The 19,187-nt window shown below is 72.4% G+C and carries 17 protein-coding genes; 8 read left to right on the top strand and 9 right to left on the bottom strand.

The window, feature by feature from the left end; genetic code table 11:
• The first annotated feature begins 215 nt into the window (after window positions 1–215).
• From ACWDNY_RS07155 to ACWDNY_RS07140, 4 genes are all read left to right on the top strand, one after another.
• On the top strand, window positions 216–1,253 hold the full coding sequence (locus ACWDNY_RS07155) for an ABC transporter ATP-binding protein (RefSeq protein WP_451644708.1): 1,038 nt from the start codon (window positions 216–218) through the stop codon (window positions 1,251–1,253).
• Window positions 1,254–1,471: 218 nt separating this feature from the next.
• Window positions 1,472–2,626, top strand: a complete 1,155-nt coding sequence (locus tag ACWDNY_RS07150; protein ID WP_451644722.1) for an ABC transporter substrate-binding protein — start codon at window positions 1,472–1,474, stop codon at window positions 2,624–2,626.
• Between the two features lie 3 nt (window positions 2,627–2,629).
• A complete protein-coding gene (locus tag ACWDNY_RS07145; protein ID WP_451644707.1) occupies window positions 2,630–3,541 on the top strand; it encodes an ABC transporter permease in 912 nt (303 codons plus the stop codon).
• A 37-nt stretch (window positions 3,542–3,578) separates the two neighbouring features.
• Window positions 3,579–4,394: an ABC transporter permease gene (locus ACWDNY_RS07140; protein ID WP_451644706.1), complete on the top strand. Its 816-nt coding sequence runs from the start codon at window positions 3,579–3,581 to the stop codon at window positions 4,392–4,394.
• Window positions 4,395–4,562: 168 nt separating this feature from the next.
• Here ACWDNY_RS07140 and ACWDNY_RS07135 read toward each other — a convergent pair whose 3' ends face one another.
• Window positions 4,563–5,036 carry an SRPBCC domain-containing protein gene (locus tag ACWDNY_RS07135; protein ID WP_451644705.1) on the bottom strand — a complete coding sequence of 158 codons (474 nt, stop codon included), beginning with the start codon at window positions 5,034–5,036 and terminating at the stop codon, window positions 4,563–4,565.
• A 229-nt stretch (window positions 5,037–5,265) separates the two neighbouring features.
• On the opposite strand from ACWDNY_RS07135, the gene ACWDNY_RS07130 reads away from it, so the two are divergent.
• Window positions 5,266–6,096, top strand: a complete 831-nt coding sequence (locus ACWDNY_RS07130; RefSeq protein WP_451644704.1) for an alpha/beta fold hydrolase — start codon at window positions 5,266–5,268, stop codon at window positions 6,094–6,096.
• A 36-nt stretch (window positions 6,097–6,132) separates the two neighbouring features.
• On the opposite strand, the gene ACWDNY_RS07125 is transcribed toward ACWDNY_RS07130, so the two are convergent.
• The 3 genes from ACWDNY_RS07125 to ACWDNY_RS07115 form a co-directional block, all read right to left on the bottom strand.
• Window positions 6,133–7,692, bottom strand: a complete 1,560-nt coding sequence (locus ACWDNY_RS07125) for a ricin-type beta-trefoil lectin domain protein (RefSeq protein WP_451644703.1) — start codon at window positions 7,690–7,692, stop codon at window positions 6,133–6,135.
• A gap of 547 nt (window positions 7,693–8,239) precedes the next feature.
• Window positions 8,240–8,920 (bottom strand): DUF4142 domain-containing protein, encoded by a 681-nt coding sequence (locus tag ACWDNY_RS07120; RefSeq protein ID WP_451644702.1) that lies wholly within the window; start codon window positions 8,918–8,920, stop codon window positions 8,240–8,242.
• 334 nt (window positions 8,921–9,254) lie between these two features.
• Complete coding sequence (locus tag ACWDNY_RS07115; protein WP_451644701.1) at window positions 9,255–9,791, bottom strand: GNAT family N-acetyltransferase; 537 nt, start codon at window positions 9,789–9,791, stop codon at window positions 9,255–9,257.
• A 445-nt stretch (window positions 9,792–10,236) separates the two neighbouring features.
• Between ACWDNY_RS07115 and ACWDNY_RS07110 the strand changes: the two genes are divergently transcribed.
• The gene (locus ACWDNY_RS07110) at window positions 10,237–11,517 is read left to right on the top strand and encodes an MFS transporter (protein WP_451644700.1); all 1,281 of its coding nucleotides are present in this window, start codon (window positions 10,237–10,239) and stop codon (window positions 11,515–11,517) included.
• 146 nt (window positions 11,518–11,663) lie between these two features.
• On the opposite strand, the gene ACWDNY_RS07105 is transcribed toward ACWDNY_RS07110, so the two are convergent.
• Both ACWDNY_RS07105 and ACWDNY_RS07100 read right to left on the bottom strand, forming a co-directional pair.
• On the bottom strand, window positions 11,664–12,008 hold the full coding sequence (locus ACWDNY_RS07105) for a MerR family transcriptional regulator (RefSeq protein WP_451644699.1): 345 nt from the start codon (window positions 12,006–12,008) through the stop codon (window positions 11,664–11,666).
• 675 nt (window positions 12,009–12,683) lie between these two features.
• Window positions 12,684–14,780: a SpoIIE family protein phosphatase gene (locus ACWDNY_RS07100; protein WP_451644698.1), complete on the bottom strand. Its 2,097-nt coding sequence runs from the start codon at window positions 14,778–14,780 to the stop codon at window positions 12,684–12,686.
• 208 nt (window positions 14,781–14,988) lie between these two features.
• Here ACWDNY_RS07100 and ku point away from each other — a divergent pair, with 208 nt between their 5' ends.
• Window positions 14,989–15,909: a non-homologous end joining protein Ku gene (gene ku / locus ACWDNY_RS07095; RefSeq protein WP_451644697.1), complete on the top strand. Its 921-nt coding sequence runs from the start codon at window positions 14,989–14,991 to the stop codon at window positions 15,907–15,909.
• A 141-nt stretch (window positions 15,910–16,050) separates the two neighbouring features.
• On the opposite strand, the gene rox is transcribed toward ku, so the two are convergent.
• Window positions 16,051–17,529 (bottom strand): rifampin monooxygenase, encoded by a 1,479-nt coding sequence (gene rox, locus ACWDNY_RS07090; RefSeq protein ID WP_451644696.1) that lies wholly within the window; start codon window positions 17,527–17,529, stop codon window positions 16,051–16,053.
• 301 nt (window positions 17,530–17,830) lie between these two features.
• Here rox and ACWDNY_RS07085 point away from each other — a divergent pair, with 301 nt between their 5' ends.
• A complete protein-coding gene (locus tag ACWDNY_RS07085; protein ID WP_451644695.1) occupies window positions 17,831–18,205 on the top strand; it encodes a hypothetical protein in 375 nt (124 codons plus the stop codon).
• Between the two features lie 150 nt (window positions 18,206–18,355).
• Here ACWDNY_RS07085 and ACWDNY_RS07080 read toward each other — a convergent pair whose 3' ends face one another.
• A complete protein-coding gene (locus ACWDNY_RS07080) occupies window positions 18,356–18,868 on the bottom strand; it encodes a GNAT family N-acetyltransferase (RefSeq protein ID WP_451644694.1) in 513 nt (170 codons plus the stop codon).
• A gap of 86 nt (window positions 18,869–18,954) precedes the next feature.
• Complete coding sequence (locus ACWDNY_RS07075) at window positions 18,955–19,158, bottom strand: MbtH family protein (RefSeq protein WP_279554040.1); 204 nt, start codon at window positions 19,156–19,158, stop codon at window positions 18,955–18,957.
• Window positions 19,159–19,187: the final 29 nt, after the last annotated feature.

Here is a 19,187-nt window from a genome sequence, read left to right as displayed (position 1 = left end):
GCCGACGCGTCCCGCAGCAAGCCGGGCCGGTGCGTCCTCCGCGAGACGGCCCGTGCCCCGGCAGCGCGGGCCGGTGGTCGGCGAGGTCGCCCAGTTCGTCGCCGTGCCGGCCGCGTGGCCGCGCCCTGGGCCGCGCCGCCGGAGGCGGTCTTGAACTTCCAACTACGGCTTCATAGGTTTCCGTTCAACATTTCTGAGCGGGGAAGGGTTCCCGTATGAAGGGAATTGCGGTCCGGCTGCACGGCCTGCGCAAGACGTTCGGGGAGACGGTCGCCGTGGCCGGGGTCGACCTGGACATACGGGACGGGGAGTTCTTCTCCATGCTCGGCCCGTCCGGCTCCGGCAAGACGACGGTCCTGCGCCTGATCGCCGGCTTCGAGACGCCCACCGAGGGCCGCGTCGAACTCGCCGGGCGGGACGTCACCGATCTGGCGCCCTTCGAACGGGACGTGCACACCGTCTTCCAGGACTACGCGCTGTTCCCGCACATGACGGTCGAGCAGAACATCGCCTACGCCCTGAAGGTCCGCAAGGTGCCCCGGGCCGAGCGGCTGCGGCGGGCCCGCGAGGCGCTCGCCGAGGTCCGCCTCGACGGCTACGGCACCCGGCGGCCCGCCCAGCTCTCCGGCGGCCAGCGCCAGCGGGTCGCTCTGGCCCGCGCCCTGGTCGGCCGGCCCCGCGTCCTGTTGCTGGACGAACCGTTCGGCGCCCTCGACCTGAGACTGCGGGAGGAGATGCAACTGGAACTCAAGGCGCTGCAGCGCGAGGTGGGCATCACGTTCGTCTTCGTCACGCACGACCAGGAGGAGGCGCTGGTGATGAGTGACCGCATCGCCGTCTTCCACCAGGGACGCCTCGAACAGGTCGGCACGCCGGCCGAGATCTACGAACGTCCCGCGACCGCGTTCGTCGCCTCCTTCGTCGGCACCTCCAACCTGCTGCGGGGCGAGTCCGCCCAGCGGGTCCTCGGCACCGACGGCACCCACAGCATCCGGCCGGAGAAGATCCGCGTGCTGAAGGAGTCCGCCCTCGCCGACGAGCCCGGGCAGGCCACGGCCACGGGCACTGTCGCGGAGGTCGTCTACCTCGGCGACAGCACCCGCTTCCTGGTCGACCTCGACACCGGCGGCCGCCTCACCGTCCTCCAGCAGAACCTGGAGACCTCCGCCGAGAACGTCGCCGCCTACCGCGGGGCCCGGGTCCGTCTGGCCTGGCACCGCCGCCACGCCGTTCAGGTCCCCGCCGCCCGCTGAATTGCCCCGCCCTCGTTGGGAGTCACGTCGTGCACCTCACCCGAACCGTCCAGGCCCTGCGTCCTTCCCCCGGCTCCGGGGCGCCTCAGCCGGTGCCGGAAGCGCGACCGCGCTCAGCCGTCCGGCCGTCAGCGCTCCCGCGGTCCCGCCGAGCGGGGGCCGCCCGCACACGCTCCCGCCGGCGGCGCGTCTGCGCTGCTCTCGCTGCCGCCACGGCCCTGCTTCTCACCGCGACCGCCTGCGGGGCCTCCGGTGACGGCGGCTCCCCGGCCGGCGGCCTCAACCCGCCCGACCTCAAGGCGCCGTCCCAACTCGGCAGGCCCGAGGGCCAGGTCAACCTGATCGCCTGGGCCGGATACGTCGAGGACGGCTCCAACGACCCCAAGGTCGACTGGGTCGGCGATTTCGAGAAGCGGACCGGCTGCCAGGTGCACTCCAAGGTCGCGGCCAGCTCCGACGAGATGGTCAAGCTCATGAAGACCGGCGAGTACGACGCCGTCTCGGCCTCCGGCGACGCCTCCCTGCGCCTGATCGCCTCCGGCGACGCCGCCCCGGTCAACACGGACCTCGTGCCGAACTACAAGGACGTGTTCGCCGACCTGAAGCTGCAGCCCTGGAACTCCGTCGACGGCAAGGCGTACGGCATCCCGCACGGCCGCGGCGCCAACCTGCTGATGTACAACACCGGGAAGGTGAAACCCGCGCCCACCTCCTGGTCGGCCGTCTTCGACGGCGCGTCGGCGTACAAGGGGCACGTGACGGCGTACGACTCGCCCATCTACATCGCCGACGCGGCCCTGTACCTCAAGGCGACCAGGCCCGAGCTGAAGATCAAGGATCCGTACGCGCTGGACCAGCACCAGTTCGACGCGGCCGTGAGCCTGCTGAAGAAGCAGCACGGGTACGTGGGCGAGTACTGGAGCGATTACCTCAAGGAGGTCTCCGCCTTCAAGAGCGGCGACTCCGTGGTCGGCACCACCTGGCAGGTCATCGCCAACCTCGCCGCCTCCGAGGGCGCGCAGGTCAAGGCGTTCGTACCGAAGGAGGGTTCCACGGGCTGGTCGGACACCTGGATGGTCTCGTCGAAGGCGAAGCATCCCGCCTGCGCCTACAAGTGGCTGGACTGGATCATCTCCCCGAAGGTCAACGCCCAGGTCGCGGAGTACTTCGGTGAGGCCCCGGCCAACGCCGGGGCGTGCCGGCAGACCGCCGACCGGAACTTCTGCGGCACCTACCACGCCGGCGACACGGCCTACTGGAAGCGGATCGCCTTCTGGAACACGCCCATCGAGCAGTGCCTGGACGGGCGCACCGACGTCAAGTGCGTGCCGTACGCCCGGTGGGTGCAGGCCTGGACCGAGATCAAGGGCTGAACGGTGGCCGCCACCGCCCACAGCACCGAGCGCGCCGCCGGACGGGTCCCCCGGCGCGCCGTCCGGCGGCTCGCCGCGGCACTGCACCGCCGCCCCCGGCTGAGGCTGTCCCTGCTGCTGACCGCGCCACTGCTGTGGCTGGCGGTGCTCTACCTCGGCTCGCTGAGCGTGCTGTTCGTGTCGGCGTTCTGGACGACGGACTCCTTCACCTCCGAGGTCGTCCAGGTGTGGTCGGCGGGCAACTTCCGTGCCCTGCTGACGACGCCCGTCTACCGCGAGGTGATCGTGCGCAGTGTCGGCGTGGCGCTCGGGGTCACCGTGCTGTGCGCGCTGATCGCCTTCCCGCTCGCGTTCTACACCGCGCGCGTCGCCGGCCCCCGGTGGCGGCCCCTGCTGGTGGTGGCCATCCTGACTCCGCTGTGGGCGAGTTACCTGGTCAAGGTGTACGCCTGGCGGCTGATCCTGTCCGAGGGCGGGCTCGCGGACTGGATGCTGCAGCCGTTCGGGCTCAGTGGCCCCGGTTTCGGGCTGTCCGCGGCCGTGCTGACGCTGACGTACCTGTGGCTGCCCTACATGATCCTGCCGATCCACACCGCGCTGGAGCAGTTGCCGGCCCGGCTGCTCGACGCCTCCGCCGACCTGGGTGCGCGCCCCGGCCGCACCTTCCGCTCGGTGGTGCTGCCGATGGTGCTGCCGTCCGTCGCGGCCGGCTCGGTCTTCACCTTCTCACTCAGCCTCGGCGACTACATCACGGTGCAGATCGTGGGCGGCAGGACACAGCTGATCGGCAACCTCGTGTACTCCAACATCGAGCTGAACCTGCCCATGGCCGCCGCTCTGGGTATCGTCCCGGTCGTCGTCATCGTGCTCTACCTGCTGGCGATGCGCCGCACGGGCGCCCTCAGCAACCTCTGACCGACGTCACCAGTCCCCAACGGGGGTGTCCCACCTCATGCAGCTCTCCCGCGGCGCACGCATGGCCCTGCGCACCGCCGCCGCCCTCGGCTTCGCGGTGATCTACGTTCCGCTCCTGCTGGTCCTGGTCAACTCCTTCAACCCGGACCGCAGCGCGAGCTGGCCGCCGCCGGGCCTGACCGGACGCTGGTGGTCGGCGGCCTGGGAGAACACCGGCGCCCGCAGCGCGCTGTGGACGTCGGTGCGGGCGGGCCTCGGTGCCACCGCGATCGCCCTGGTCCTGGGCACGCTCATCGCCTTCGCGGTGGCCCGGCACCGCTTCTTCGGCCGCGACGCCGTCTCCTTCGTGGTCGTCCTGCCCATCGCGCTGCCCGGCATCGTCACGGGCATCGCCCTCAACTCGGCCTTCGCCACGGTGCTGAAGCCGCTCGGCGTCGGCCTCGGGCTGTTCACCGTGGTCGTCGGCCACGCCACCTTCTGCATCGTGGTGGTCTTCAACAACGTCGTCGCCCGGCTGCGCCGTACCTCCGGCTCGTACGAGGAGGCGGCGGCCGACCTGGGCGCGCACACCTTCCGCGTCTTCGCCGACGTCACCTTCCCGCTGGTGCGCTCGGCGCTGTTCGCGGGCGGCCTGCTCGCGTTCGCGCTGTCCTTCGACGAGATCGTGGTGACCACCTTCACGGCCGGGCCCGGTGTCGAGACGCTGCCGATCTGGATCTTCGGCAATATGACCCGTCCGCAGCAGGCACCGGTGGTCAACGTCGTGGCGGCCGTCCTGGTGCTCCTCTCCGTCGTGCCGATCTACATCGCCCAGCGGCTGTCCGCGGACACGGCGACCGGGAGCCGCGTGTAGGGGCGGCGTTCGTTCGCCCGGGTGCCGGGCCGCCGCTGCGGGCGCGGCCGCCACGGCGTTGCGGCGCCCGCCGCCTCCCGAGCCCGCGGCGGCCAGGTCCCCGCACGGGGCGGCGCAACGGTCCGGTGCGGGGGTCCGGCAGTCCGAGCCGGGCCCCGCACGGACCGTCTACGCGCTGCCGCCCCTGCTCTCCACCAGCCGAGCCAGGTTGGCCAGGGCCATCCGCGTGCCCGTCTCGTTGTCCTTGGCGGAGACGGCGTCGGGCACGCCCTCGTGCTCCACCAGGACGTCCGTGCCTCCATCGGCCGCTTCGCTGAGGGTCGTGGTCATCGTCATCGTGCCGCGCAGGGCGGGGTCGGCGGACTCGAACCGGATCAGCTCGACGACCTGTTCGTCCGGCACGAGCCGGGCGAAACGGCCGTGGTAGGTGTCGGTGTGCGCGGCCGACTTCCCGGCCGCGGCGGGTGCCTCGTAGGTGAGGGACACACGGAACTCACCGCCCTCCCGCGCGTCGAACGTGTGCACCTGTGCCGTCATCCCGTCCGGCACACGCCACTTCGCGACGGCCTCGGCGTCCACGAGGGCGCGGTACACGGCCTGCCGCGGGGCGTTCACGTGCCCGGAGATCCGCGTCGCGTACATGGGGCCCACGCTAGCGCAGGGCAACCGGCCCGCGCCCGGGAGCCGTCGGGGGACGACCGGCCAGGAGATGAGCCGTGCCGGACGCGAGCGTATCGTGGCTGGCGACGGACCGGACCGCAGCCTCCCAGCGGCGGGGCTTCCCGCCGGCCTGTGTCTGCCGTGCTGCGGCGAAAAGATCATCGCGCGCCAGCCGCTTCAGCCTCCAGCCGTTCACGCGGAAGGATCAGCCATGAGCACGGTCACCACTCCTGACGGCACGAGCATCTTCTACAAGGACTGGGGTCCGCGCCACGGCCGGCCGATCGTCTTCCACCATGGCTGGCCGCTCAGCGCCGACGACTGGGACAACCAGATGTTGTTCTTCCTCGCGCGCGGCTACCGGGTGATCGCCCATGATCGACGAGGCCATGGACGCTCCAGCCAGACCGCGGCCGGCCACGACATGGACACCTACGCCGCCGATGCCGCGGCGCTGGCCGACGCGCTCGACCTGCAGGACGCGTTCCACGTCGGGCACTCCACCGGCGGCGGTGAGGTCACGCGCTACGTCGCGCGCGCCAAACCGGGCCGTGTCGCGAAGGCGGTGCTCGTCAGCGCGGTGCCGCCGGTCATGGTCAAGTCGGACACCAATCCCGGCGGCTCGCCGATCGAGGACTTCGACGAACTGCGCGCCGCCCTCGCCGCCAATCGCTCGCAGTTCTACATCGACGTGCCGACGGGGCCGTTCTACGGCTTCAACCGGCCCGGCGCGAAGGTCTCGCAGGGACTCATCCACAACTGGTGGCGGCAGGGCATGATGGGGGCGGCCAACGCCCAGTACGAAAGCATCAAGGCGTTCTCCGAGACCGACTTCACCGAGGACCTCAAGAAGATCGAGGTCCCGGTGCTCGTCGCGCACGGCACCGACGACCAGATCGTGCCGTATCCGGACTCCGCCCCGTTGTCCGCCGGGCTCCTGAAGAACGGCACCCTGAAGAGCTACGACGGGCTTCCCCACGGGATGCTGTCGACCCATCCGGACGTTCTCAACCCGGACATTCTGGCGTTCTTGCAGGACTAGCGCAGACAACTCGGCGCGGCCGCCGATGGGTTCACCTCAGGAGGCCCCCGCCCGCCACCGCTGGTCCGCCCGGCCCGCCTCCCGCTCCAGGGACACCGAGCCGTCCCCGCTCGCCGTCACCGCGTGGTCCGGGGCGATGTCCGGGCGGATGACACCGCGGGCGTCGACGGCGAACCTCAGGTTCTGGCCGTTGTCGCCGTCCACCGAGTCGCACTCCCAGATGCCGACGCCGCGGTCCACGGCGCCTCTGCTGTCCAGGCAGTACGCGGGGTCGGCGTACGACTGCAGCACATCCCGCCCGGAGTCGAACCGCCACAGCTGGGTCGGTGAGTACGTGCAGGGCGACGCGACGACGTCCGTGCGCTTCTCCAGGTCGCCGTCGATGTCCAGGCACAGACCCGAAGCGACGTTCACCACCTGGGCGTACGTGCTGCCCGGCGGGACCTGCGCCGGCGCGGTGCGGCTGTGCGAGGGCGTGGGGCGCGCCCGGTGCGGCGGGGGCGGAGTACGGGTCGGTGACGGGGAGGTGCCGGTCGCCGGCGACGACGGTGACGGGGAGGCCGGCGGGGTGGGGGCCGGGACGGTCGCCGTGACCGTCACCGGGGGCGGGCTCACCGGGCCGGCCGTCGAGGCGGCCCTCTCCGGGGCGGGCGACCCGCCCCGCGACAGCAGGAGGACCAGCAGCGGTGCCACGGCGACGCCGAGCGCCGCGGAGGTCAACACCAAGCGCCGTGAGGGCGGCCAGGCACCGGCCGTCGCACGGCTGTCCGTGCCGGGCGCCTCCTCCGGCCCCGCGCACGACACGTACGCCGTACCCGCCCAGGGCAGCAAGCCCTCGGCCAGTGCCGCGCGCGGAGTGTCCCGCAGGGTGCACAACTCCTCGTACGCGGCGGTGCAGTGGGCGCAGCGCGCCATGTGACCGTGCAGGTCGGCGCTGGTGCGACGACTGCCGGGCCGTACCGACTCCTCGATGAGCCTGCGGAAGTCGCCGCACCGGGGATCGTCGGAGGCCGCCAGACGGGACCGCAGACAGGCCTGGGCCAGCGTCTGGAGCGCGGGTCGGGTGCCGTGGGCGACGTCCTGCGGGGTGAGGCCGAGCAGCGTCGCCGTGCTGTCCTCGGCCTCCTCCTCCACGATGCCGTACCAGAGCAGGCCCTGTGTCCGGTACGGCAAGGTGCGGAACGCCGCGAGCATGGGCGGCACGGGGCCTTCGGCGCCCGCCGTGTTCAGGACGAGCAGCAACCCGGCGTCGAGTCCGCCGGCCCGTTCGTCCAGGGCCCACGTCCGGGCAACCTGGGCCGTCAGCAGCAGGAGGTGGTGACGCAGCGGGCCGCCCGGGTCGGTGCCGCGCGCGGCCCGGCGTGCGGCTGTCGCGAAGGCCTGGGCGGCGAGTTGGCGGGCCGACGAGTCGCCGGCCGCGCACTGGCGGGCGTAGGCGAGCACCGGCCCGCCGTGCCGGGCGCGCAGTTCCTGCAGAGCGGAATACGCCCTTGACGTGTCGGCGCGCAGTAACTCCGTCAAACGCTCGTCCGACGCACCGCTGTACTCGCCGCCGCTGCCACCGGGTCCGTCGCCGGTTCCGTCGGCCCGTACCATCGATCCGCCTCCTCGTCACCCGTGCCGACCCGTGTGACCGCTCCTGACGGACCAGCCAGTTTGGGGCTGCCCATAGTGGTGGAAGGGGAAGGTGTGAGGAAAGAGGTTCCGGGCGAGTAACACGATCTGCGGTCGGCAGCCGGCGCTCGGGCGTGGCGGGCGGGGTGTCCGGCACGAGGCGTGCCGCGCGCGAGCCCCTCGCCCCCCCGGGAGGTTCCGAGGCGGTCTCCGCACCGACGGGACGTCGGGCAGCCGGGCCTCTGTTCGGCGCGCCACGTCCGCCGGCACACGCCGGGCGGCGTCGTCTGGACTCCAGCCTGCGAGGTGATGCGACGTGAGGTGTCACGCCTGCGCCGGCGGGAGGGCCGGGGCGGCGACTGCCACCGGCGCCGGCGGTTCCCCGTACCGGCCCGGTCAGCCGCCCGGATGGGCCGGGTGACGCTCGGAATGTGCGTGCTGCCCGCCGACCGGTGATCGCTACGCTCAGCCCGCACGGGGACATGGGGACGGCGGTCACCGGTGGCGTCCTACGGCTGCGTGCCGCTGCCTACCGCTTCGCGGCCGAACGGTGCCGTGTGCGCAGCAGCCCGGCGGCCGCACCGGCGGCGAGCAGCCCGCCGCCGGCCAGGCCGGTCGTGCGCACGGAGGTCGAGGAGCCCTCATCGGCGGCGAGTCGGCCGCCGACGCCGGCGCGGACCATTCCCGCGTCCTGGGTCGCGCGGCAGGTCCCGCCGCGGACCATGTCCAGGTGCATCGCCACCACCGGGCGGGCGCTGCGGGCGGCGGCCACGGCCTGGGCGTTCCGGCCCGCCTTGATCTCCTGGTCGATCAGGGCCAGCGTCTTGCGGTGCGCGGTGTCCTGGGTGGTGAGCCAGGCCGCGTCGTACGCCGCGCTGCCGGCCTTCGCCTGCACGGCGGCCAGTTCCTTCTTCTGTTCCGCGGACGGGGAAGCCGGCAGCTTCACCTTCAGCTTGCCGGCGAGCGCGCTGACGTCCGCGTCCAGCCTGCGGTGGTCGCGCACCAGCACGGCGCCGACCTCCTTCACACACTGGCTCGTCGCGTGGTTCCGGGTGTCCTCCCCCGCCGCTGTCTCCGCGAGATTGCCCTGGTGCGCCTGTATCAGGAACGTCTCGTCCTGACTGGTTCCATCGGCGGCGAGTGCCTGGGGTGCGGACACACCGCACAGCGCCACCGCCGCCACTGCGGCGGCCACCGGTCGTCCATGCATGGGAACTGCTCCTTTCGAGCCGGCGGGGCCACAGGGCACCGCGCCGGCGATCGGAACGGGGCGCTGACACAGCGCCCCCGCATGAATCCGTACCGAGGGGCCGCCCGGCTCTATCACCGGGAGCCGGTCGTCCACCCGAGTGGCCGATGGGCGTGCCCCGGGCAGCCGACAGGCGTGCGCCCGAGCGGGTGCGGGGACGCGGCGCCGAGAGGCCCGCCGCGACACGAGACCGGACGCCGTCCACCCCCGTCGTCCGCGCGGCGGGACCAGCCGGAGCCGGGGCCCGACGCCGCCGGACCCGCCACCCCGGGTCGACGTGCCGGCAACGGCTCGTTCAACCGTGCCGCGTGAGGGGCGACTTGTGGGTCGTGGCCGGGCGGCGGACCAGTACGCGTGTGGTGCTGCCGTCGTCCTCCTCGATGTCCCGGACGTGCTCGAATTCGATTCTTTCCAGCAGGGTCAGGGAGGCGCTGTTCGGCGCGGCCACGGTGGCGTGGATCTCGGTCAGTCCGAGGGTGCCGAAGCCATGGGCGACGACCGCCTCCGCCAGCTCGGTCCCCAGGCCGCACCCCCAGGCCGCCGGCGCCAGCGCGTAGACGATCTCGTGGCCTCCGGTGACGTCGGTCGGCTTGATCTCGGCATGCCCGACCAGGAGTCCGTCCCGGCGAACGGCCCAGACGTCGAACAGGTCCTCGGCGTAGACCTTGGTGAAGATCCGTCGGAACAGGGCGCGGTCCGCTGCTTCGGCGGCAGGGCCGTCACCCATCCAGCGCGACACCCGGGTGTCCTGGAACAGGGCGACGAAGCCCTCTTCGTCCTCGGGGACGTACGGCTGAAGGAGCAGCCGCTCGGTGCGCAGAGTCGGAGTCACGGACGGCGACGCTACCCACGCGGCATCCGGCTCGGCAAACCACTTTCACCTGCGCCGACGTCGCCCCCTTCACCGCCGCGTCACCCTTGCCGGAAGCCGCGGAGACTCACGGTCCCCCCATACTCCGTCGCGGGTGCCGGCGCGCGACCCTGCCCCCACAGTACGCAGGAGCGTCGGGTCCGGCGGGCCCGTGCGACGCGTTGTACGAGGGGGCTACTGGAGAGTTCTCTTCCGCTATCTTGTTACGGCGTCGTAGTTCACACCTCAATCAGGTTCGCCGGCGCTCCTCCTGCCTGTCTTCGTCTCTCCTTTCCGAGCGGAGTTCACGTGACCCAAAGCTGTGTCATGGCCATGGCCGGAATGTCCGAAGTGCTCTCCGTCGCCTGAGCGGCGGACAACGCCCCGGCCGTCCGTCCGTCCCCGCTCAACGAAAGACCCCCACTTCGTGACCGTCTCCCTGCACGAGGCCCAGCCGGCCGGCCGGCACGCGGCAGTCCCCACGGGCGGCCTGTTCCGACGGATCTACGCACCCCGCGCCTGCGACGCGCTCGCCTATTCCATGGCGACGTACGCCATGCCGCTCGTGGTGCTGGCCACCACCGGTTCCGCGTCCCTGACGGGTCTGGCCTTCGCGCTGGAATGGATACCCCGGGTGGCCGCGTTCAGCTTCGCCGGCGCCCTGGTGTCCCGCAGCGGCGCGGCGATCGTGTGCTTCCTCGCCTCCCTCGCCCGCGCCCTGCTGGTGGCCGGCGGCGCTGCCGTGCTGATCATGCTGCCGCCGGGCACGACCGAGACCCTCACCGTCATGGCGCTGGCCGCCCTGACCGGCGCGCTGACGCAGTTCAGCTTCATCGCCAACGAGGCCGTCGGCGCCATCGTCAGCCGCCGCACCGAGGGGCAGTCCCACAAGGTGCAGTCGGTGCTGATCGGCATCGACCAGACGGCCACCCTCGTCGGCCCGGCGCTTGGCGGCGTCCTGCTGCTCACCGGGCCGACCCGCATGCTCGCGTGCCTGAGCCTGCTGTCCTTCCTGTCCGCCGGGCTCGCCCTGCAGACGCCGCCCACTCCCCTGCGCGCCGCGCATCAGAAGGGGCCCGAGTCGGGCGGTGGTCTGCGGGAGGGCTGGCGGACGCTGCGAGGACTGCCGTCCCTGCGCAGGCTGGTGGCCGGACTGGCCTGCTCCAACCTCGCGCTCGGACTGCTGCAGTCGGCCAGCCCCGTCCTTGTGGAGGGCCGCTTCGGCCGGTCCGCGGCCGCCGTCGGCACGCTCTGGTCGGTCGCGGCCGCCGCCACGCTGGTCGCGGTCGCCTGTTGCCGGGTCCTTCTCGACCGGCTGGGTCTGTGGGGGGTCGGCGTCGCCAGCGCGACCATCGCGGCCGCCGCCTGCCTGGCCGTGCCGCAGGCCCCCTCCTACGCCGGTTACGTGGCCCTGGTGGCCCTGTTCATGGCCGCCGACGGAGGGCTCACCGTCGTCCTGCGCACCGTGCGGTCGCTGGTCATCCCGCCCGCGGCGTTCGCCACGACCCTTTCCCTGACCATCCTGCTCCTGCTCCTGCCCTACCCCGTCGCCGGCGTCGTGCTCGCCCTCACCCCGCCGCCGTATCTGGCCGATGTCATCGGGGCGTGCGCCGCGCTGCAGGCCCTGGTCCTGTTCGTGACGTTCGTACGGCTGCGCAGGGACCCGGTGCTGCGAGCCACGGCGTCCTCGGCCCGCAGCGGGGCCTGACCGGCGGTGCGCCGTGCCCACGGGGCGGGGCCTGCGAGCGGTGTGTACGCACGTCGTGGGGCCGGTCACCGCGGCGTCACCCCGGTGGCCGGCGTGGACGGCCGGCTCGGCTCGCGGACCGGCCGCGGTGGCGGACCGCGTCGGCGTCAGGCCGGGGTCCTGGACCCCGTTCCCGAGCCGCGGGCGCGCAGTTCCTCGTTGATGCGTTTCGCTTCTTCGAGCTGGTCCTCGAGGATGACGATGCGGCAGGCGGCCTCGATCGGGGTGCCGGCGTCGACGAGTTCGCGGGCACGGGCCGCGATGCGCAACTGGTAGCGGGAGTAGCGGCGGTGGCCGCCCTCGGAGCGCAGTGGGGTGATCAGGCGGTTGGCACCCAGGGCGCGAAGGAAGGCGGGGGTGGTGCCGAGCATGTCGGCGGCCCGGCCGATGGTGTAGGCCGGGTAGTCCTCGTCGTCGAGAGCGCCGACGGGGCGGGAACTCGCAGCGGGCATAGACCTCTTCTTTCGGGAACGCGTCGGGGGGCCCGGGCGCCAACTGCGGCGCCCGGGCCCCGAGGTTTCAACACCATCTGCCGGCTGACTTCACGCCGGCTTCCCTGTTCCGCCCGTCCACCCGAGGGCGGAGGTGCGGGGATCGCGTAGGTATGACCGTGGACCACCTTCCGTTCTGGGGCCTGCGGTACCCGGGTGCCATGGCTGCCCGGGCGATCCTGATGGCGTCTGCTCCTCCCTCTTTCGGTTTCGCCGGCGGTACTTGCTGGACTTCGTGGGTACTGCCTTCGGCCGACAGTCACCGGCGGGACCGTTCTCCGCGCTCCCGCCGCCGGACTGCCGATCCGTCCTGCTGGACGTTCCCGCGCGGCAGTTCGTGTCTGCCGCGCCTTCTTCGACCTCCGTGAGTACGGGCAATACGTTACTGGCCCGACCCCACCATGTCTACTGCCGCCGCTGCAGATTTACTCCGGGGGGCCCTACCGGCTTCCTGTCGCAGGTGGGTCAGGGAGACGGCCGTGGCCCGGCCCGCGGGCAGCGGACGGCCACGCCCCGAACCGGCGGAAACCGCGGCCCCGTACGGCGCGAACGCCGGCCGGGGCCGTGTACGAGGTCGTGACCGTGAAGAGCGGTCGCCTGCGCGGCGAAGGGCTCTGCCCGGTCGGTGCCCGCGGCTCAGGTGGGGCCCTGCTCCCCCGCGGTGAACGGCTGGGGCTGTGCGATGAGGAGGGCGACGTCGTCGTGGTCGTCGGGATCGCGCAGGGACTGCAGGAGCCACTGGCAGGTGGCGTCCAGCGGGCGGGACGGTTCGTCGAGGATGCGGAGCAGGGTGTTCAGCCGCTCGTCGATCGGGTGGTGACGGGTTTCGACGAGGCCGTCGGTGTACAGGACGAGCCGGTCGCCGACGTTCAGCTCGAAGGCGACCGTGTCGAACGGGACGCCGCCGACCCCGAGAGGCACCCCGGTGGGGAGGTCGAGGAGTTCGGGACGCTGTCCGTCGCGGATGAGGACGGGCGGCAGGTGACCCGCGTTGGCGATGTGGCACTGATGGAGGTGCGGGTCGTAGGCGGCGTAGAGGCAGGTGACGATGTAGTGCTCCAGACCGCGGGTGATCTTGTCGAGGTGCTGGAGGACCTCGTCGGGGCTGAGTTCCAGGTCGGCGTAGGCGCAGGTGGCCGTGCGCAGACGCCCCATCGTCGCGGCGGCGTCGATGCCGTTGCCCATCACGTCGCCGACCACCAGGGCCGTCTTGTCGCCGCTGAGGGGGATGACGTCGTACCAGTCGCCGCCGACCTCACAGGAGGCCTGGGCTGGCTGGTACCGGGAGGCGACTTCCAGACCGGCCAGGCGGGGATGCCGGCCGGGCAGCAGGCTGCGCTGGAGCGTTTCGGCGGAGTTGCGCACGCTCTCGTGCCAGCGGGCGTTGTCGATGGCCACCGCGGCCCGGGCGGCCAGCTCGGAGGCGAGGACCACGTCGTCCTCGTCGAAGGGGAGGGGGTTGCGGGTGCGCAGCAGGTCGAAGGCGCCGAGCACCTCGTTGTGGGCGATCAGCGGCACGGCGAGATAGGAGTGCACGCCGGCCCGGGCGAAGGCGGCGGCGGCGTCAGGGTCGCGGGCGATGCGCAGCAGATCGTCCTGTCCGGTGTGGGCGACGACGACCGGCTGTCCGGTGTGGACGCACCGGGTGATCAGACGGTCCGGGCCGTAGGCGGCGAGGTCGCCGACCTGGTCCGCGGCGGCGGTGGCCTCTGTGGGATAGGCCGCGGTCACGGCCAGTGCGCGGAAGAGTTCCGGCCCCTCGTGGGGGCCGGTGCCGCGGCGGAAGGCCAGGACGGCGTCGAGGACGTCGACCGCCGCGATGTCGGCCAGGTCCGGCACGGCGACGTTCGCCAGCTCCTGGGCGGTCTGCCCCACCTCCAGGGTGGTGCCCACGCGGGCCGCGGCGTCGGCGATCAGTGCCAGACGGCGCCGGGCCCGGTCCGCCTCGGTCGCGCTCCGGTGGCGTTCGGTGACGTCGACGACGGAGTTCGCCACGCCGATCACCCGCCCGTTGGATCCTTCGAGCCGGTAGTAGGACACCGACCAGGCGTGATCGTGGTCGGGGTCGGCCGGGGTGCGGCCGACGATGTACTGGTCGATCAGCGGAGTCCCGGTGACCAGGACCTGCCGCAGGGCGGACTCGATCGTGTCGATGCCGGTGAACGGATGGATGTCGCGCGGTCGACGGCCGATGTGGTCGGCGGCAGGGATGCCGTTGATCCGTTCCAGGGCGGGGTTGACCAGCAAATAGCGCAGGTCGGGGTCCAGGAGCGAGACCCCGATCGGTGACTGCGACACCAGGCGCTCGCACAGCGCGAGCTGCGTCTCGATCCCCTCCAGGGTGGCCTGGTCGGCGGCGATGCCCAGGGCGTAGACCTCGCCGACGTCGTCCAGCAGCCGCATGGTGCGGAACTCCACCAGGCGGGTGCTGCCGTCCTTGTGCCGGACGGGGAACGCGCCCGCCCAGCTCGCGCCGGTGCCCATCACCTCGGCGAACAGCCGGGTCACCAGTTCACGGTGCTCCGCGTGGACCAGCAGCCGGGCCGCGTACCGGCCCAGTGCCTCCTCGGGCTTGTAGCCGAAGACGTCGCTGGCCTGCGGGCTCCAGAACACGATCCGCCCCTCGCTGTCCAGCACCACCGCGGACACGCTGAGCCGGTCGAGCAGGCCGCCCGGCGGCAACGGCCCCGGCTGGCGGGCCTCCTGGGCCTGGAACGGTTCGTCTGTTTCCATCCTGCAGCTCCCTCCGTGACGGAGCCCGAGGGCTGCGGCTGCCGGCCACACTCCATGCTGCTCCCCTGATCGGGCGTCGCACGAACGGGAGGACGCGGTGGTGGTGCGGGGAGGCGGCCCGGGCGGCGAGCGGCAGTGGATCCCACAGGTCCCACAGGTCCCACAGTAGGCTGTAGGGGCTCGGGGCCCGCCACGCCTGGAGTCCGGTATGCCTCGCACCATCTGGTCCGGTGCCATCTCGTTCGGCCTGGTCACCGTGCCCATCCATGTGCAGTCCGCGACCGAGGACCACTCGATCCGCTTCCACCAGTACCACCTGCCGGACATGGGCCGGATACGGGTGCGCAAGTTCTGCGAGATCGAGGACCGCGAGGTGGAGCCCTACGAGATCGGCAAGGGGTACGAGTGGGCCCGGGACCGGGTCGTCCCGATCAGCGACGACGACCTCGGCAACCTTCCGCTCCCCACCGCGAAGGCCGTCGAGATCGAGGCGTTCGTGCCGTTGGAGTCCATCGACCCCATCCGCATCGGTGAGGGCTATTACCTGGCCCCGGACGGCCAGGTCGCCGCGAAGCCGTACGAGCTGCTGCGGCGCGCCCTGGGCCGGTCCTCGCGGGTGGCGATCGCCAAGTGGGCGTGGCACGGCCGGGAGCGCCTCGGCATCCTCCGCGTCAAGGACGACGTGATCGTGCTGCATCTGATGCGCTGGCCCGACGAGATCCGCGACCCGGCGTCCCTCGTCCCGCCGCCGGTGGAGCTGTCGGAGGACGAGATCCGGGGCGCACTCGCGCTGATGGACTCCATGACCCGCGAGGAACTCGAGGGCCCGGAGTTCCGGGACACCTACACCGAGGCGCTGGAGCAGATCATCGAGGCGAAGCGGGAGCACAAGGAGCCGTCCGCCCTCCCGGAGCCGGCCGCGGAGCCCGGCCAGGTCCTCGACCTGATGGCCGCCCTGAACGCGTCCGTCACCCAGGCCCGGGCCGCCCGCGGTGAGGACGCGGAGGGCGAGGCCGAGGTGCACGAGCTGCCCACCCCGAAGAAGTCACCGGCGAAGAAGCAGCCCGCCAGGAAGACCGCGAAGAAGCCCGCGAAGAAGGCAGCCGGCCGGCGTCCACGGAGCGCCTGACCGGGGCGGGGGGTGGCCGGTCGCCGTCCGGCGCGCGTGTGCGCGGGGCGGACCGCCGTCCGGGCCCTCCCCCGCCGTGGGGGCCGGCCCCCACGGACGGGGACGGCGGCCGGCTGCGCTTCGTCGCTTCGTCGGCGCCGCTCAGCCGGGCTGCGGTACGGCGTCCCCGGCGGGGGCATCGCGTCCACCGGCGGCGGCGCCGAACCACTTCGACAGCCGGCCGAGCAGTTCCCGCTGGTCCTCACCGGCCCAGGCGACGTGGCCGTCCGGCCGCAGCAGCACCGCGGGAACGTCCAGTTCCTCGCTGACGTCGACGACGTGGTCGACCCGGTCCGCCCAGCCGTCCACCGAGAGCCGGCCGGTCTGGTCGAGCAGCAGTCCGCGGCCGCCGTGCATCGACTCGTAGAGGCGTCCCCGCTTCAGCTTCACGTCCCGCAACCGCCGGCCGAGCAGCTCATGGCCCTCACCGAGGTCGTAGCGGACCCCGACCGCGGTGATCATCCCGGTCACGTACCGGTTCACCTCCTCGAAGTCCATCAGCGTCGAGAGCAGCTCCCGCAGCGCGGTCGCACCCGGATCGGTGCCCAGCAGCGTCATCTGCGCGCGCGTGTTCACCAGCACGCGGGCGCCGACCGGGTGCCGTTCGGCGTGGTAGCTGTCCAGCAGGCCCTCCGGAGCCCAGCCGTTGACCTCGGCGGCCAGCTTCCAGCCGAGGTTGAACGCGTCCTGCACGCCGAGGTTGAGCCCCTGCCCGCCGGTCGGCGGGTGGACGTGCGCCGCGTCGCCGGCCAGCAGCACCCGGCCGACCCGGTAGCGCTCGGCCTGCCGGGTGGCGTCGCCGAACCGGGACAGCCAGCGCGGGGAGTGCACACCGAAATCGGTGCCCGCGAACGCGCGCAGCTGCCGCCTGAACTCCTCGAGGGTCGGTGCGGCCGCACGGTCCTCGGCCACCCCGTCGGCGGGCACGATGATGCGGTACAGCCCCTGGTGCCCGTCCACGTCGGGCATGGCGCCGAACCGCAGCTGGGTCTTGCGGACCTCCTCGACGACGGCGGCGATCGTCGCCGCGTCCTCGGTCGCCTCCATGTCGCCCAGCAGCGTCTCGACCCGGGCGGGCTCACCGGGGAAATCGACGCCGAGCCGCTTGCGCACCACGCTGCGGCCGCCGTCGCACCCGACGAGGTAGCGTGCCCGCACGTGCGTGCCGTCCGCCAGTTCGACGGTCACCCCGTCCTCGTCCTGGCTCAGGCCGGTGACTTCGCAGCCGCGCCGGATCTCGGCACCGAGTTCGCGGGCGCGTTCGTCGAGCAGCCGTTCGGTGACCTGCTGCGGGACGGCGAGACCGTACGGGTGAGCCGTGTCCAGCCGGTCCGGCCACGGCTTGACGATGCCCCCGAAGACACCGCCGGCCTGGAACTTCCGACCGGCCGCGAGGAACCGCTCCAGCAGGCCGCGCTGGTCCATGATCTCGACGCTGCGCGCGTGCAGGCCACGTCCGCGGGACTGCCCGGCCGGCTCGGTCAGCTTCTCCAGCACGACCACACGCACTCCGGCGAGCCGGAGCTCCGCGGCCAGCATCAACCCGGTCGGTCCACCGCCGGCCACGATCACGTCGATCATCGTTCCCCCATCTGTGCAGGTCCTGGCTTTGGACCGCGATTCTGCGGCACGAACCGGGCCTTGCCGCAAGCCCCCCGGTGCGCTATAAGTTGAGAGTGGCAAGGAGTGCGTAACCTCCTTGCCTTTCCTGTTTCGTGTCATCCACGTTCGTGTCGTCCGCCGGGAGCCGGCGCGGGACGGCTCCCGCGAACCGGGGGCCCGTACCGCTGCGCCGACCGAGGGATCGTGCGATCGGGTCAAGTTGCCCGCCCGGGGGGCTGTCGGCCTTCCGCCGGGAGGGCTCCCCGTCCACAGTGTGATCATGAAGACCACGCCACTGCGCTGTCTGCAGCGCTCCCTCGCCTGCTCGGCTGCTGCGACCGTCATCAGCCTCGCCGCCGTCCTGGCCTCCGCCTCGGCCGCCGTTGCGGACGCCGCTTCCCCGCCCAGCCGTGAGGGACAGGTGCAGAACTGCGACGCGAAGCCGGCACAGCAGGGCTTCGATGCCCTGCTGTGGACCATTCTCCCCAAGCCCGCGGACAACGCGGCGCGTCACGAGCACTGCAGCTCCCAGTCGGACGATGTCAAACCCGGCGGCCGCGAGTCGGACGACGCCGTGCCCGGCGGTCCCCAGGCGGACGACGTCGAGCCCGGCGGCCGCGAGTCGGACGACGCCGAGCCCGGGGGCCGCGGCTAGGGCGACGACGCCGGCCGGGGCACGGCGGCGTTCGGCGCCGCCGTTCCCGTCGACGGGGCGGGCGCACGGTGCGGAACTGCCGTCGCGTACCGCGCCGTCGAGTCGTGGGCCGGCCGGGCGGCCGGCCCACGAAGACATCCGTCCCTCCGTTCAGACCGCTTCGGTCGTGGAGATGACGATCATCCTGGTCACCGTCCCGTCGTCGCCGACGACGTCGCGCACGTGCCGGAAGCCGAGGCGCCGGCACATCGCCAGGCTGGCGGTGTTCTCGGCGCCGACCATGCCGTAGGCCTCCTTGAGCCCCAGGTTGTCGGCGGCGTGGCGGAGCAGGCCGCGGACCACCTCGCCGCCCAGGCCCCTGCCCCAGTGCCCCGGGACCAGCGCGGTGACCAGTTCGTGGCCGTCGACGTTGCCGGTCTTCTTGATCTCGGCGTGCCCGACGTAGACGCCGTCGCACCACAGTCCCCACACGTCGAACCTCCGCGTGGGGTACACCTCGGTCAGGATGGCGCGGAACAGGGTGCGGATGTGCTCCTCGGGCACTCTCTCCTGGCCCATCCAGCGGCATACCTCCTCATCGCGCAGCAGGGCGACGAAGTGGTCCTCGTCCTCGGGGCGGTAGGGGATGAAGTCGAGTCGTTCGGTGTGCAGTTCGGGTGTCATGCGGAGTTCCTCTCGGCGGGCGGAGGCCCGGGAGGGCCCGGGGGCGTGACACCCGCGCCCCCGGGCCCGGTGTACGGCGGACGGGGTCAGGCCCCCGTGTTCTCCATGCGCTCGCGCAGGCTGCGCGGGCGCATGTCGGTCCAGACCTCGTCGACGTACGCGGAGCACTCGGCCTCGGTGCCTTCCTTGCCGACGGGGTGCCAGCCGGCGGGCACCTCCACGTCGACCGGCCACAGCGAGTACTGCTCCTCGTCGTTGCGCAGGACCTGGTAGCGGGTGTTCTCGTCCATGTCAGCTCTTTCGTCGGTGGGTCGGGGTG

The organism is Streptomyces sp. NPDC003697 (genome assembly GCF_053587115.1).
This window is presented reverse-complemented; position numbering and strand designations above follow the sequence as displayed.

What these genes read in the sequence shown, in the direction of transcription:
- ACWDNY_RS07155 (WP_451644708.1), top strand. Translation starts at nt 216, where the DNA reads ATGAAGGGAATTGCGGTCCGGCTGCACGGCCTGCGCAAGACGTTCGGG.
- ACWDNY_RS07140 (WP_451644706.1), top strand. Translation starts at nt 3,579, where the DNA reads ATGCAGCTCTCCCGCGGCGCACGCATGGCCCTGCGCACCGCCGCCGCC.
- ACWDNY_RS07135 (WP_451644705.1), bottom strand. Translation starts at nt 5,036, where the DNA reads ATGTACGCGACGCGGATCTCCGGGCACGTGAACGCCCCGCGGCAGGCC.
- ACWDNY_RS07130 (WP_451644704.1), top strand. Translation starts at nt 5,266, where the DNA reads ATGAGCACGGTCACCACTCCTGACGGCACGAGCATCTTCTACAAGGAC.
- ACWDNY_RS07125 (WP_451644703.1), bottom strand. Translation starts at nt 7,692, where the DNA reads ATGGTACGGGCCGACGGAACCGGCGACGGACCCGGTGGCAGCGGCGGC.
- ACWDNY_RS07120 (WP_451644702.1), bottom strand. Translation starts at nt 8,920, where the DNA reads ATGCATGGACGACCGGTGGCCGCCGCAGTGGCGGCGGTGGCGCTGTGC.
- ACWDNY_RS07105 (WP_451644699.1), bottom strand. Translation starts at nt 12,008, where the DNA reads ATGCCCGCTGCGAGTTCCCGCCCCGTCGGCGCTCTCGACGACGAGGAC.
- ACWDNY_RS07100 (WP_451644698.1), bottom strand. Translation starts at nt 14,780, where the DNA reads ATGGAAACAGACGAACCGTTCCAGGCCCAGGAGGCCCGCCAGCCGGGG.
- ku (WP_451644697.1), top strand. Translation starts at nt 14,989, where the DNA reads ATGCCTCGCACCATCTGGTCCGGTGCCATCTCGTTCGGCCTGGTCACC.
- rox (WP_451644696.1), bottom strand. Translation starts at nt 17,529, where the DNA reads ATGATCGACGTGATCGTGGCCGGCGGTGGACCGACCGGGTTGATGCTG.
- ACWDNY_RS07085 (WP_451644695.1), top strand. Translation starts at nt 17,831, where the DNA reads ATGAAGACCACGCCACTGCGCTGTCTGCAGCGCTCCCTCGCCTGCTCG.
- ACWDNY_RS07080 (WP_451644694.1), bottom strand. Translation starts at nt 18,868, where the DNA reads ATGACACCCGAACTGCACACCGAACGACTCGACTTCATCCCCTACCGC.
- ACWDNY_RS07075 (WP_279554040.1), bottom strand. Translation starts at nt 19,158, where the DNA reads ATGGACGAGAACACCCGCTACCAGGTCCTGCGCAACGACGAGGAGCAG.